Source organism: Deinococcus piscis (genome assembly GCF_014653275.1).
GTDB classification, from domain to species: domain Bacteria; phylum Deinococcota; class Deinococci; order Deinococcales; family Deinococcaceae; genus Deinococcus; species Deinococcus piscis.
In genome coordinates, this window is the sequence record NZ_BNAL01000032.1 from 17,836 (window position 1) to 31,315 (window position 13,480).

Here is a 13,480-nt window from a genome sequence, read left to right on the forward strand (position 1 = left end):
CTTTAGGCTGAAGCGGTGACGGAGCCAAGGCAATGGGAAAGAGGTGAAGCTGCTGGCGCCTCACCTCTTCTGGCTGGAAGGTCTTATTTGCGGAGAGTTGCGGCGCAGACGACTTCGTTGGGCTTCACCTGCTTGCAGCCCGTCAGGCTGGCCGTCCAGTTGCCACTGATGTTGATGGCCTGAGCTGGAGCAGCGGTGACGGGGGCTGGAGTGGCAACTGCTGCTGAGTTGCGAACAGGGACGTTGTCAGCACGCTTGCCTTCCACAGTCAGGATACGCAGGCTGGTCGTGGTCCTGGGCAGGTCAAAGAGTGCAGAGACTTTGACGGGTACTCCCTTGTAAACATTAATGGCAGGAGTATTATTGTCGCCGAACTCGCCATTTACTACAGATACCCCACTGGGTTTGATATTGGCTCCGTCTGCGGCAACTACCTCAGCGAATAAGACAGTCCATGCTTCGAGCGTATCGCTCTTGGTGGCGTAGTTAAAATCGCAGCGCACACCCGCGTTGGTGTGATAACAGCCTTGCAGCATGTAAATACCATTGCTGCCTTCAAAAGTCTGGGCATTGGCCGTAGTCGCTACTGCAAGCGTCGTCAGAGCAAAAAGAGCTTTCTTTATCATGGTGCTTTGAAGATAACTGGGGAGGGAGGGGCTGTCGCGCAGATCTGCGCGACGCATAGTCAGTCTTTCGCAGCATTTTGTCACTTTAGGGTCTTAGAGTAGTTTCAGTGCCTGTCACGAAATGCTGAAACCAATCCTAAGGTGACGTGGAAACAGGCCCTTTTTGTCACCCCGTCTTTGTCACTTTGAGGTATGCCCTAGAGCAACTGGCCCAGTAACCTTAGGAAACGATTGTGTGGAAGTCGGCGGGAGGACCAATAGGGGTCTTACCACTCTCTACAAGAGCGGAGCCGCGCCGGGTGTGCCACAGCACTTCTTATGTTTCTTACCGCTGCCACAGGGGCAGGGTTCATTAGGCCGAATCTTACGCCCCTCACGCTGGATAGGCTCAAACTTCAGGTTGTTCCCGAATAGTTGAGAATCAAGGCCGAACTGTTGTATGGCCGCTGAATATCCATAGAAAAAATCCACGTCCAACAGCAAGAGTTGCAGGGTCTCCGCAATTTCCTCAGGAGTAGCCTGATTCATTTCCAGCGTACCCATCACCTCCTGCTGAATCTCCTGCATCTCCTGCCAGCCTGAAAGTTCGCCGTCCAGGTCTTCGATAGGCTTTATAAACGACATCACTATCAGCATGGTCGATATGACACGTTCCCCAATTATCTTAGTAGTCGTAGGCTGATACAGCGCCTCCAGCGGTTGTGGGTCAAGCGCTACCGCGTGTGCCAGCCCTGCCAGCCACTCCCGCAACATGGCCGGAGTGCTGACCAACTGTGGGTCAACACTGGCATCAAATTGCTCCTGGTCATCGACATTCAACCGCGCCCAGATACTGGCTGCGTACTCTGTTACGATTTCCCGTACTTCTGGCAGCTCAAGTTCTATTTCCAACACTTGCAGCATTACTTCACTGTCTGGATGCAGTGACAGAGCCAAACCATACACAACACCATCCCAAAAAGGCAGGCTCCGGCCCTGCCGCTGAGCAGCTTCAGTCAGCGTCGCCAACTGCTGCGGTGTGGCATGGGGCGTAAATTCTTTTAACAGCTTCAAATGACTCTCGGGTATCTCGTGCTTATAGCTCACACCTTAAAATCCCACATCCATCCTTCTCAAAGAAGATGCAAACTGCCATAGCCCTGCCTTCTCAAACCTCAACAGCACTTCATCCCTAGAAAGCGGCGGATTTTTGAGGTGACTGCGAAGCTTAGTAAGGGCCTGCCGCACCCTAATAGGCTGCACCTCAAGGCAGACGGTCAGATAGGTATCCGGATCAACCACCACTAGGCCATCTGGCACAGCTGCCTTTGGAAAATCACTGAGATTAAAGGTGAGTAGCACTGCTGCTTCCGCAGCCAAGGCTGCGGCCAACACATGCTGGTCATCAGGGTCGGGGAGGTCAAACGTTTGATTTTCATCCCAGCCCTCTACCAACGCTTCAGGAATAGCCTGATTCATCTGCTCACAGGTCTTTTGTAGCGCTTCCGCTGAGAGAGTCGGGCGATGTTCCAGCAGGTTACGTGTCCACTCCAGTTGCACCTGATCGCTCCAGCGCAAGCTGAGCGTTCGTTGAACGCCCAGCCACATGAGCAGGTTCCGCAACATAGAACCGTATAGAACGTTGGCATCACAGAACACCACGGTTCCCTTTGACGCGGGAATCAATCCAAATCCAATTCTTGAGCGTTAGCGGTCATGGCCGCCACAATAGCTTCCCGCTCTGCTTGGTCACGCTGCTGATAATCCAGCAAGTCACTAAGAACGATACGGCGGTGCTTGCCAATACGGTGATAGGGCAGTTTTCCGGCTTCAAGAATCTTTTCTATAAAAAATGGTCGGCTGACTCCCAGCAAGTTGGCCGCTTCTTGCGTGGTCAATTCTTGCTCAGTGGGCAGAATGGTTACAGCCTGACCAGCGGCCAACTGCTCTAACACTTCGCCCAGTACCTGCGTGAGTGTAGGGGGCAACTCTACGACCTTGCCGCCTTCCACCTGTAGAGAAACGCCAACGTCTTTGAGAAGCTGCTGGGCCTCGCGAGCAATAGCCTGGTCTTGCTGACCCAAAATCTGGCGAACAGGGAACGTCATAAAATAGCCTCCTACCTTCTATCTTATTCGAAATATTCGCAGAGACGGTGTGTTCTAGGGCGTATTCTGATCTAGCCTCACCTAAACCCGTCGAATGACTGTTCACCAGCTTCCAACTTACATAGGGCCTGAAACACAAATATGATGGAATCATGCGCTTCCTCACCTACCGCGACCTAGATGCCTCTAAAGTCAAATCCAAACTGAGAAAGGTCAAGGACGCGGTAGAGCGGGATGATTTCAAGACGCCCGACATTAAGAAGCTAGCTGGGGGCCCGTATTACCGCGCTAAGCTGGACGACACCAACCGCCTGCTGCTCACCTTCGTGCGCCACGAGCCAGAGGGCGGTGACCCCGAAACCGTGTGCTTGGCGCTGGAAGTCATTCACCAGCACGCCTACGAGAAGTCAAGGTTTTTGCGTGGGGCCGCCATTGACGAGGCCAAACTGCCCGATTTCAACGTGGCGGCGGTGAACACCGAGGCGCAGAAGGTGCGCTACCTGCACCCTTCTCGCAGCGAATTTCACCTGCTGGACAAGGTGATTTCGTTTGATGACACGCAGGACGCGGTGTACCGCACACCCGCACCGATTATTCTGGTCGGCTCGGCGGGCAGCGGAAAAACTGCGCTGACGCTTCAAAAACTGCGTGAAATGTCTGGGCAGGTGTTGTATGTCACGCTCTCCAAGTTTCTGGCGCAGAGTGCCAGCGAGTTGTACGGCGCACACGGCTTTGAAAACGAGGGGCAGGAGGTCAGCTTCCTGAGCTTTGCCGACTTCTTACGAACCATTCGGGTGCCAGCGGGCCGTGAGGTGACATTTGAAGATTTTCGCGGCTGGGTCACGCGCCAGCCTGGGCTGAAGGGCAACGACGCGCACCAGTTGTTTGAAGAGTTTCGGGGCGTGCTGAGCAGTTCGCCCGCTGGGGCGCTGAAGCGCGAGGAATACCTCAGCCTCGGCATTCGCCAGAGCATCTACCCCGCCGAAGCGCGGGCGGGCGTGTACGACCTTTTTGCCAAATACCTGAACTGGCTGACTGAAGCGGGCCTCTACGATTCCAGTTTGCTGGCGGCAAGTTACCGCGCCGAAGTTGCGTCCAACTACGATTTTGTGGTGGTAGACGAGGTGCAAGACCTCACGGCGGCGCAACTGGCCCTGATTTTGCAGACTTTGAAGACGCCTGGGCAATTTTTGCTGTGCGGCGACTCTAACCAGATTGTTCACCCCAACTTCTTTTCGTGGGCCGCCGTCAAGTCACTGCTCTACAAAGACCCCGTGCTGGCTGAACGGCAGAAAATCAGCGTTTTGCAGGCCAATTTCCGCAATTCCAGCCAGGTCACGCGAGTCGCTAACGACATCCTCAAGGTCAAACACGCCCGCTTTGGCAGCGTTGACCGCGAGAGCAATTTTCTGGTACGGGCGGTGGCAAGCGAACTCGGTTCCGTCACCTTTTTGCCCGACAATAAACAGGTTAAAAAGCATTTGGACGACCAGACGCGCGACTCTACCGAATACGCCGTGCTGGTACTGCACGATGAGGACAAAGCCGACGCCCGCGCTGCATTCGGCACGCCACTGGTGTTCAGTGTCCACGAAGCCAAGGGGCTGGAATATCCCAATATCATCCTGCACAACTTCATTTCGGGGGCGCGGCAGACTTACGCCGAGATTGCCAGCGGGGTGACGCGGGACGACCTGAGGGGCGACGAACTGGCCTACCGCCGCGCCAAGGACAAAGCCGACAAATCGCTGGAAATCTACAAGTTTTATGTCAATGCGCTGTATGTCGCCGTGACCCGCGCCGTAGACCGCGTGCTGCTGGTTGAAAACGACACGCGCCACCCGCTGTTACCGCTCCTGGGCGTGAAATTGGGCGACGAGGCCGAGCAACTAAAAGTTAAAAAAGCCTCCAGAGACGACTGGGAGCGCGAGGCCCGCAAACTGGAGTTACAGGGCAAGAAAGAGCAGGCTCGCGACATTCGCCGCCGCATCTTGCAGCAAAAGCCCGTGCCGTGGGAAGTCTGGACACCGCAGGTGCTGGCGCAGATGCAGGGCGAGGTGCGGCAACACGTGGGTGACGTAAAGAAAGCCCGTGAACTTACCGACTACGCGCTGCTCAACCTTGATGAAAGGCTCCTAGAGGAACTGGCTGGCCTGAAAATCAAACCTGCGCAGTCTTTCCTGCGTAACAGTGAAAAAGACCGCCGCACCCAGCGACAGACTGCCGTAGACAAATACCGCAAGCCCTACGAGACAGGCAACATAAGAGTGATTCTGGCGGACACCGAGCGCTACGGCGTAGATCACCGCACTCCCGAAAACCTGACCCCACTGATGCTGGCGACGCTGGTGGGCCACGTAGAACTGGTGGACGAACTGCTCTCACGCGGCGCGGACATTACCCAGACCGATGTTCACGGACGCACGCCACACATGCTGGCGCTCTGGCGAGCCATGCAGGACGAGGACTATGCCCGCAATAAGCTGGGGCCGCTATGGGACAAACTGAAGCCCACGCACCTAGACGTGCAGATAGGCGGGCGCATGGTTCGGCTTCAAGACAGCGGCGCAGAGTTTTATTTCCTGAGCGTGATGCTGGCGCAGTGGCCCGTTTATACGTCTAAACTGAACCACCCAACGCTATCACCCCGTGACTTCCATGAGCGGCAGAGCGGCTTTTTTGTCAATGCCCTGCAACTCAACCTAGAACACTTCCCACCGAACGTGCTCAGAGAACAGCGGCGCAAGCGGCCCTATTTCAACCATGTGATGGCCCGCGCCGAGGTGGACAGCAGCTACTCACCCGCCCGCCAACTCTGGAAGCGCGTGAAACAGGGCTACTACGTTCTGAATCCTGAAATGCAGGTAGGCTTACTGCTTGCGCCGAATGCCGAAGCTGAGTGGATCAATGTCAGCCTGCTGGCAGACGCGGTGGGGCGGGGCTGGCTGGATCATAGTGCGTTTCCGGAGAGCGTGAAGCCCCAGTCATCGGATACGTGAAGTCCGATGACACGACTTGGGAAGCTTTGCCACTCCTTCCAGTCAGGATTCAGGAATGAACAACCGCCTCTACCCTCAAAAGCCGCTTACCCCAACACAGCCAAACCCAACTCCTTCAAGAACTCGTTATGCCGCTCCGTCGCCTCCTGGATACGCTTCTCAATCTCCGTGAGGCCGCCATGCACCGCCTGCAGGTCAATCTGCTCCTCGGCCTGGTCGGTGCTCACGTAGCGGGTAATGTTCAGGTTGTAGCCATTCTCGCGGATTTCATCCATTGAGACACGGCGAGAGTAGCGCTCCTCTTCACTGCGATTCTGGTAGGTCTCCAGAATCTTCTTGATGTCCTGGGGACGCAGTTCGTTCTGGCGCTTCTTCTTGCCGAAGTGCTCACTGGCATTGATGACCAGCACGTCATCGAACTTCTTACACTTCTTGAGCACCAGGATCGCTACCGGGATACCGGTTGAGTAGAACAGGTTAGAAGGTAGTCCAATGATGGTATCAATGTTGCCGTCTTCCAGTAGCTTCTTGCGAATCCGCTCTTCGGCTCCACCACGGAACAGCACACCGTGAGGGAGGATAATCGCCATCGTGCCTTCCTGAGACAGGTAATGGAAGCCGTGTAGCAGGAAGGCGAAGTCTGCTGCTGACTTGGGAGCTACTCCGTAGCTCTTGAAGCGAGCATCCTGTGCGGTGGCCTCCCCTGGTTCCCAGCGGAGGCTGAAGGGTGGGTTGGCCACCACCGCATCAAACTGCAGCTTCTTGGCAGGGTTCTCTTCCTTGAAGATGTCCCAGTCATTGCTGAGGGTATCCCCGTGGAAGATGTCGAACTCGGTGTCCTTGACCCCGTGCAGCAGCATGTTCATACGGGCCAGGTTGTAGGTGGTGATGTTCTTTTCCTGCCCGTAGATCTTGCTGATGTCACCACCGTGGGCTTCCACGGTACGCCGCACGTTCAGCAGCAGCGAACCGGAACCGCTGGTCATGTCCAGGACTTTACCCAGCTGCTTCTTGTAACCCAGTGAGGGGTCCTGGCTGTCCAGGGCCACGATGCCTGACAGCACGCTGGAGACCTGCTGGGGAGTGTAGAATTCCCCAGCCTTCTTACCGGAGCCTGCCGCAAATTGACCGATGAGGTACTCGTAAGCGTCCCCCAGGGTGTCGCTGTCAGTCGAGAACTCACTGAGGCCTTCGGCAATCTTGCCGACGATGTTGCCCAGTTTCTTGTTGCGCTCGGTCTGGTTCTTGCCCAGCTTTTCGGAGTCCAGATTGATTTCCGAGAACAAGCCCGCAAAGTTATCGCCGAAGGATTCCTCTTCGATGTACTTGAACCCTGCCCGCAGGGTGCTCAGCAGGTCTTCACTCTGCTTGCGGGCCAGCTCAGCGATGTGGCTCCAGAGGTGCTGCGGCTGGATGACGTAGTGCACCTGCCGACGCATCACGTCCTCAAAGTCTGCGATGTCCCCCGGGTTCTGGTCGTAGAAGGCTTGCAGGGCGTTCTCACCCTCCCCTACCGTAGGCCAGTCTTCGCCTAGTTCCTGCTTGGCACGGGCTTCGTAGTTGTCTGAGAGGTACCGCAGGAACAAGAAGGCCAGCATGTAGTCGCGGAAGTCATCAGCGTTCATGGCCCCTCGTAATTGGTCGGCAATGGCCCAGAGCGTCTTACCCAATTGGTTCAGTTGTGCATCAGTCATTCGGTGGCCTCCTGTGTGGCAGCGGTGGTGGAAGGGAACAAGCCCTGCATCAGCCCACGCTTGAACTCCTGCAAGGCCGCGATTTTGTCAGCCTGTGCGGTGATGAGGTCGTCAAGGGAGGAGAGGCAGTCGGCTATGCGTTGTTGTTCGGGGAGGGAGGGGAGTGGAATGGGTATAGTTTTGAGTTTCCCAAGAGTCAATTTGGGTGGCGCTGCCCCCGTTACATAAAGAGATAAATCAAGCATCACAAGGTAATTCTCAATGAAACTTAGGGGGGTGTCCCCCGTACGCAAGACGTGAGCATGGTTATTAACCCAATACTTTCCATCAGCGAGGAATGCAGTCTTCTCAAAAGCTCCCCATTTTGCACCGTCCTCACCAACCAACATCAAGGGTTCATCAAAAATATATTCTGCGACGTAATCAACAATGCCACTGGCTCCGTAATAGGGATATTCCCCTTTTACTCTTTTCGCTTCAGTAATGGGTTTACGTAAATTATTTAGGACAGTGCAAACCTCTCCCAACCTCTTCTCTTCCCACTCCCCAGCCTCGGCAAACTCAGGAAACCGCAGCCGAGGCACGCGCTCACCCTCAGCAGGGAATAGCCCTTGCATCAGCCCTCGCTTGTGCTGGCGCAGGGCTTCCAGCTTGTCAGTGTGGGCGGTGATGAGGTCGTCTAGGGAGGAGAGGGTAGCGGCGATGTGCTGCTGTTCTGGGAGGGAAGGCAATGGTACGGAAGTATTGAGAAGTTCACTGGGGTTGACACGGCGAGCTTTACGCCCTCCCATAGCCCCACCTTCAAACTTTGAATAGAACTCTTCCCGCGAAACATATTCCAAGAGAAGATGTGGGTCTAAACCAGGTAGAAAGTCGAAAGCGGGTAAGTCCGTTGTCGATTCAAAGCCATCCAAACTTTCAGGAATAATGCCGAATGCGCCGTTAAGGAAGTCCAGCTTGCTGTAAATAAACTGACCCGCCGAACGCTTGAAGTATTTGGTGTTTTCCGACCCGCTGATAGCTTCCTGTTTCTCGTAAACCCCCTTACCCCAGAGCTTCACGGTGATTTTCCGCGCTACTGCTCCGTTAGAGCCTGAGATACGACTTTCACGCAGATAGTCCCCCAGCCGTCTCTCTTCCCACTCCCCCTGCCCCTCAAACTGCTTAAACCTCAGCCTGGGCGGTGGCACGGTCTTGGTGGTCTTTTCCTGTGGCTTCTCGGTGGTCATCTCTGGCTTACTCTCTTTCTTCTGCGGCGGTGCTGGGGATCTGGGTTTGGGCCTGGGTCCAGATGTTCAGGGTGGGCACCCCCATCGGCTCAAAGTCCTTCTCATTGCGGGTGACGACCGTCAGGCCATAGGCAGCGGCTGTAGCGGCAATCAGCGAATCCATACTGGCGGGCGTTTTGCCTTTTTCGCGGGCCGCCTGATAGCGCTCGGCCCACTCCTCCATCACCGCTGGGGTGATGTTCAGGATGCCCCCACTGAACAGCGGCAGGAAGCTCTGGTCATACCAGTGTTGTAGCGCCGCCCGTTTCTTTTCGCTGGACGTAGCCAGGATGCCCCGCTGGATCTCCCCCAGCGTGATCACACTCAGGGCCACTTCAGTGATGGGGGTCTGTCCCAGCCAGGCGGTGACCGCCTGGCTCGGCTCCGGCTTGGTCATTTCACTGATGACGTTGGTATCCAGCAGGTACTTCAAAGCTCTACATCCCTTGGCTGGTCCTGCGGACGTTCGGTCACCAGTTCCGTGTCCACGGGCAAGCCCGCAAAGGCTGCCAGGACAGGAACGAAGGGTTCTGCCTGCTCCGGCTGCATCTGAATCACCAGCGTCACCCCATCCGGGCGGCTGATGCGCTGCGGTTCACCGTTCGCCGCCAGCTGCAGGATTTCCTCCCAGTGGCTTTGCGCTTCGCTGTAAGCCCAGATGTCGTGCTTGGTCATGTGGCCCATTTTAGCCGTCAGGGTTGGGGTGCTTAGAGATGGTTGGTGCGGGAATGTCTGGTTCAAAGCCTCGCTACTCATAGGCCCCCAGTCCAGCAATATCCCGGCCTTCAGCTCTGCGGCGTAGTACCAGGGTCAGGTCACCCATCAGCTCTTCGCGTCTGCGCTTGCGTTCCTTCCAGCCCAGGTTCAGGGGGGCCAGCAGGTCGTTCAGGGCCTCACTGTCGAAGATCAGGCGCTGCAGGGTGGTGGTCACGAAAGCCTCCAAGGCCTGCGGGTCTATCCCGTGGGCCTTGGCAATGCCCTGCACTTCTTCTGCATTCCGCGCTTCTTTGAAGCGCTCGTAGCCTGCCCACAGTTCTGCTTCGGTCAAGGCCACGCCGGTTGGCAGGTTCGTGATGTACTCGGCAAACTCCTCGCGCTCGTCCATGAACTTGGCATCGGAGCCGATCAGCGCCAGCAGCTTCTCACGGGTGGTGCGCTGCTGCTCCGGGGTCTCCTGGGCACTCGACTGCGCCAGCAGGGTCATGATGTAGTCGTAATCGATGATGGCTGAAGCGAACAACACCAGTTCGAAGTCGAGGTTTTCCAGCTCATCCTCGTCTTCTTTGGGCTTGTCCTTGCTCTGCTTCAGGGCCTGAGCTGTTTCCAGATAAGCGCCTCGGAACGCCTGCAGCTCATCCGGGGGCAGGATGGTCCCGATTTGCTCCTGCTGCTCTTCAGTCAGGTCGGTGTACTGCTCCAGCTGGGTCGAGTAACGCTGCACATCCTTGAACAGCTTGATGAACTGGATTTTGGCGCTGTCGCCGGGCAGGTTATGAACCTGATCGGCGGTGGGTTCCAGATCATAGAGCGACATGAAGGTCGTCACCTTCTGCACCGCTTTCTCCAGCCGCTCGATGACTTTGGGGGCTTCTTCTACCAGCCAGATTTCGCGGCTGCTTTCCCCATCACCGCTGGAAAATAGGGTGATGGCCTTGTCCACCGCTTCTTGCTGGCCTCTGAAGTCCAGGATGTTCCCGTAAGGCTTGGTCGCGTTCAGGATGCGGTTGGTCCGGGACATGGCCTGAATCAGGCCATGATGTTGCAACTTCTTGTCCAGGTACAGGGTATTGAGATACTTGGAATCGAACCCCGTCAGCAGCATGTCCACCACGATGACGATGTCGATCTTCTGCTCGTGGGGGAAATCCTTGTTGGGCCACTGCTGGTCCTTGATACGCTTCTGCACATCCTGGTAGTAGGCATCGAACTCGCTGATCTTGTGATTGGTTCCGTAGCGGGCGTTGTAATCAGAGATGATGCGCTCCAGGGCCTGCTTCTTGGCCTCGGGGTTCTCCTGGTTGTCGGCACTCTCCTGTGGCAGATCCTCCTGCATTTGCTTGGATTCGGCGCTCACGTAAGCCGGCGGTGAAAACACTGCCGCGATATTCAGCGGCTTGAAGGTGGGGTCCTCGGCCTGACGCTCGGCCTGCACCTTTGCGAACAGGTTGTAGTACTCGATGGCGTCGTCAATCGAAGCCGTCGCCAGAATCGCGTTGAACTTGCGCCCAGCCGTAGCGGCGTCGTGCTTTTTCAGAATCTCGGTGACGACCGCTCCCTTGGGTGGGGGTTCGTTGCGGCTGCGAGCCGCAACAGCGTCTGCGGACTCCGGCTTGTAGTAGTCCACGTGGAACTTCAGCACGTTCCCGTCGTCGATGGCGTGGTTGATGGTGTAGGCGTGCAACTCACGCTGGAAGATGTCTTCGGTGGTCTGGTAGGTCGCTTCTTTACCTTTCACCTGCACGTAGCGGGCGTTCTCGTCGAAGATAGGCGTGCCAGTAAAGCCGAACAGCTGCGAGTTGGGGAAGTACCCCTTGATAGCCTTGTGGTTCTCCCCGAACTGCGAACGGTGGCACTCGTCGAAGATAAAGACGATGCGCTTGTCCCGTAGGGGTTCAAGCTGCCCGGCATACTCAGCTTTGCCCCCACCACTCAGGGCCAGACCCAGCTTCTGGATGGTCGTCACAATGACCTTGTCGGCTTTTTCGGTGGACCGCAGGCGTTTCACCAGCTTGCCGGTGTTGGCGTTCTCCTCCACGCTGCCTTCCTGGAAGCGGTTGAACTCCTCGCGGGTCTGCCGGTCCAGGTCCTTGCGGTCCACCACGAAGATGCACTTGTCGATCGCGTCGTTGTCTTTCAGCAGGGTGGACGCTTTGAAGGAAGTCAGCGTCTTCCCGCTGCCGGTGGTGTGCCAGATGTACCCGTTCCCGGTGTTCTGGGCGATACTGCCTACGATGGCCTTGACCGCGTAAATCTGGTAGGGCCGCATCATCATCAGACGCTTCTCGGTTTCGAGCAGCACCATGTAGCGTCCAATCATCTCCCCCAACGTGCATTTGGCCAGGAAGGCGTCCGCAAACCTGTTCAGATCCGTGATCTTCTTGTTCTGCTGATCAGCAAATTGGTAAAGCGGAAGGTAGCGCTCATCCGCATTGAAGCTGAAGTGCTCCTGACGGTTGTTGGCAAAGTAGTGGGTGCTGCCCCCGTTGCTGACCACGAACAGCTGGATGAACGTCATCAGCGAGTTGCCATAGCCATTGCCTGGGTCGTTCTTGTAGTCCACGATCTGCCGCATGGCAACCTGTGGGGTCACATCCTTCTTCTTCAACTCCACCTGGGCGACGGGTACGCCGTTCATCAGTAGCACCACGTCGTAGCGGTGATGGCTGCTGTGGGTGTTCATTTTGAGCTGGCTGACCACCTCAAAGGTGTTCTTGCACCAGTCTTTGATATTGATCAGGGTGTAGTCCAGCGGGGTACCGTCATCCCGGAGCATGGTGTGCTTGGTCCGCAGGGTTTTGGACGCCTGAAAGGTATCAGGCGTGGTGATGTCCTCCAGCAGCCGCGTGAACTCGCCGTCCGTCAGCTTGACGCCGTTGAGTTCTTCGAACTTCTCCCGGAAGTTCGCTTCCAGCGCAGAGCGGCTACGGATATCAGAGCGGTAGACGTATTTCAGCTCCTGCAACTTGTCGATAAAGGACTGCTCTAGCTCGGCTTCTTTCACGGACACTCTCCCCCTGACGGTTGCACCGGGTCTGACATCTGGCCCACCTCGCAGTGGGCTAAGGCATGGAATTTACCTATGCTAGCGCCGCTTTTCAGGCTATGTAGCGCATTTTGCGCCTATAGCCTCTGACCATCATCCCGAAGCGGTGCAGGTCTTCGTCCAGGGTGCAACGCCTTGCTGGCCCTCGCGGTAGAAATGAACCGCTACGGCATGGCTATTTCCATTGACGGTCTTCGTCAGGGAAAGCTCCAGAGGGCCAAAGCTCTTCTGGGCTGTAGGCCGCAGCGCTGTGGTGTAGAAATTGGCCTCCTCTACCCGAGTGGTGGTTAGCCATTGCTTGATATCAGCATCCCTGGTAGCGCTGACGTTGTAGCACTCATGACCTACCTTCACCACTTCGTTGGCCAGAAGTGCCAATTCGCTCTGGGTGAATGGACCACCCGTTTTAAAGCCAGTCAGGTCTATCTCGTTTCCCTCATTGTTCATGAAGTCGAGGAAGCTGATCCCTACCCACAGGGTGGTCTTCCCGTCACTGGTGGGATAGACGAATTCGCCGCCACGCAGAGTGGATTTGCCGCCAGTATTGCCCAGCACCATCCAGAAATCGACGGCCTGAGCGGTCTGACTCAGACTCAAGGTAAGGGCAGTAAATAGAACAGCAAGGTATGGGCGCATGGAGGATTTCAGGTTAGCAGGAGCCATTGACACGCCACGAATCTTTTGACCAGGAGAAGACCACCCCGTCTCCCTACAATGAAGCCATGAGCGTCCTCGCCTTACTTGCAGCTACGGCTTTGTCCTCTCCTGCAGAGCAGAGTCCCCGTGACGCTGTTCGCGTCACCGCTCTGGAAGGGGGACGCATTGGATTGCAGCAAGGGAATTTGCGCAGCACCCTCAATGTGGCGGCCTCTATCAATGGCTGCACGGGTCAGGTCTATGACGGGTGGTCTGGAGACAAGTACGGTCTGGGGTTTGGCCTGCGGGTCATTGACCAGGTCAAGAAGGGTAATTACTGGCTCAGTAGGTGACAACTTCAGTTTGACCTCGTTCCAGACGGCAAAAACCAACAGACGGCCCCATCA

12 protein-coding genes are annotated in these 13,480 nt (G+C 56.3%); 2 read left to right on the plus strand and 10 right to left on the minus strand.

The features are described from left to right. Nucleotides 1-83: 83 nt before the first annotated feature. The 4 genes from IE158_RS11020 to IE158_RS11035 all read right to left on the minus strand — a co-directional run bounded on the left by IE158_RS11020 (nucleotide 84) and on the right by IE158_RS11035 (nucleotide 2,713). Nucleotides 84-683, minus strand: coding sequence for a hypothetical protein (locus IE158_RS11020; RefSeq protein WP_189643757.1), 600 nt, complete (start codon nucleotides 681-683; stop codon nucleotides 84-86). Nucleotides 684-902: 219 nt separating this feature from the next. Continuing rightward, on the minus strand, nucleotides 903-1,679 hold the full coding sequence (locus tag IE158_RS11025; RefSeq protein WP_229839084.1) for a YecA family protein: 777 nt from the start codon (nucleotides 1,677-1,679) through the stop codon (nucleotides 903-905). 36 nt (nucleotides 1,680-1,715) lie between these two features. Further along, nucleotides 1,716-2,267, minus strand: a complete 552-nt coding sequence (locus IE158_RS11030; protein WP_308430685.1) for a VapC50 family PIN domain-containing toxin — start codon at nucleotides 2,265-2,267, stop codon at nucleotides 1,716-1,718. A 20-nt stretch (nucleotides 2,268-2,287) separates the two neighbouring features. Then, nucleotides 2,288-2,713, minus strand: coding sequence for a helix-turn-helix domain-containing protein (locus IE158_RS11035; protein ID WP_189643759.1), 426 nt, complete (start codon nucleotides 2,711-2,713; stop codon nucleotides 2,288-2,290). Between the two features lie 152 nt (nucleotides 2,714-2,865). Here IE158_RS11035 and IE158_RS11040 point away from each other — a divergent pair, with 152 nt between their 5' ends. After that, nucleotides 2,866-5,712 carry a UvrD-helicase domain-containing protein gene (locus tag IE158_RS11040; RefSeq protein ID WP_189643760.1) on the plus strand — a complete coding sequence of 949 codons (2,847 nt, stop codon included), beginning with the start codon at nucleotides 2,866-2,868 and terminating at the stop codon, nucleotides 5,710-5,712. 86 nt (nucleotides 5,713-5,798) lie between these two features. On the opposite strand, the gene IE158_RS11045 is transcribed toward IE158_RS11040, so the two are convergent. The 6 genes from IE158_RS11045 to IE158_RS11070 all read right to left on the minus strand — a co-directional run bounded on the left by IE158_RS11045 (nucleotide 5,799) and on the right by IE158_RS11070 (nucleotide 13,073). After that, the gene (locus tag IE158_RS11045) at nucleotides 5,799-7,406 is read right to left on the minus strand and encodes a type I restriction-modification system subunit M (RefSeq protein ID WP_189643761.1); all 1,608 of its coding nucleotides are present in this window, start codon (nucleotides 7,404-7,406) and stop codon (nucleotides 5,799-5,801) included. Then, nucleotides 7,403-8,635, minus strand: a complete 1,233-nt coding sequence (locus IE158_RS11050; protein ID WP_189643762.1) for a restriction endonuclease subunit S — start codon at nucleotides 8,633-8,635, stop codon at nucleotides 7,403-7,405. Before IE158_RS11050 ends, IE158_RS11045 begins: the two co-directional genes overlap by 4 nt. A gap of 7 nt (nucleotides 8,636-8,642) precedes the next feature. Further along, a complete protein-coding gene (locus IE158_RS11055; RefSeq protein WP_189643763.1) occupies nucleotides 8,643-9,107 on the minus strand; it encodes a type II toxin-antitoxin system VapC family toxin in 465 nt (154 codons plus the stop codon). Beyond that, entirely contained in the window at nucleotides 9,104-9,349 is a 246-nt protein-coding gene (locus IE158_RS11060) for a hypothetical protein (protein ID WP_189643764.1), read from the minus strand. The genes IE158_RS11055 and IE158_RS11060 overlap by 4 nt, the downstream gene beginning before the upstream one ends. A gap of 73 nt (nucleotides 9,350-9,422) precedes the next feature. Beyond that, the gene (locus IE158_RS11065) at nucleotides 9,423-12,395 is read right to left on the minus strand and encodes a type I restriction endonuclease subunit R (protein ID WP_229839085.1); all 2,973 of its coding nucleotides are present in this window, start codon (nucleotides 12,393-12,395) and stop codon (nucleotides 9,423-9,425) included. A 135-nt stretch (nucleotides 12,396-12,530) separates the two neighbouring features. Continuing rightward, nucleotides 12,531-13,073, minus strand: coding sequence for a hypothetical protein (locus IE158_RS11070; protein WP_189643766.1), 543 nt, complete (start codon nucleotides 13,071-13,073; stop codon nucleotides 12,531-12,533). An 86-nt stretch (nucleotides 13,074-13,159) separates the two neighbouring features. Here IE158_RS11070 and IE158_RS11075 point away from each other — a divergent pair, with 86 nt between their 5' ends. Then, nucleotides 13,160-13,426 carry a hypothetical protein gene (locus IE158_RS11075; protein ID WP_189643767.1) on the plus strand — a complete coding sequence of 89 codons (267 nt, stop codon included), beginning with the start codon at nucleotides 13,160-13,162 and terminating at the stop codon, nucleotides 13,424-13,426. Nucleotides 13,427-13,480: the final 54 nt, after the last annotated feature.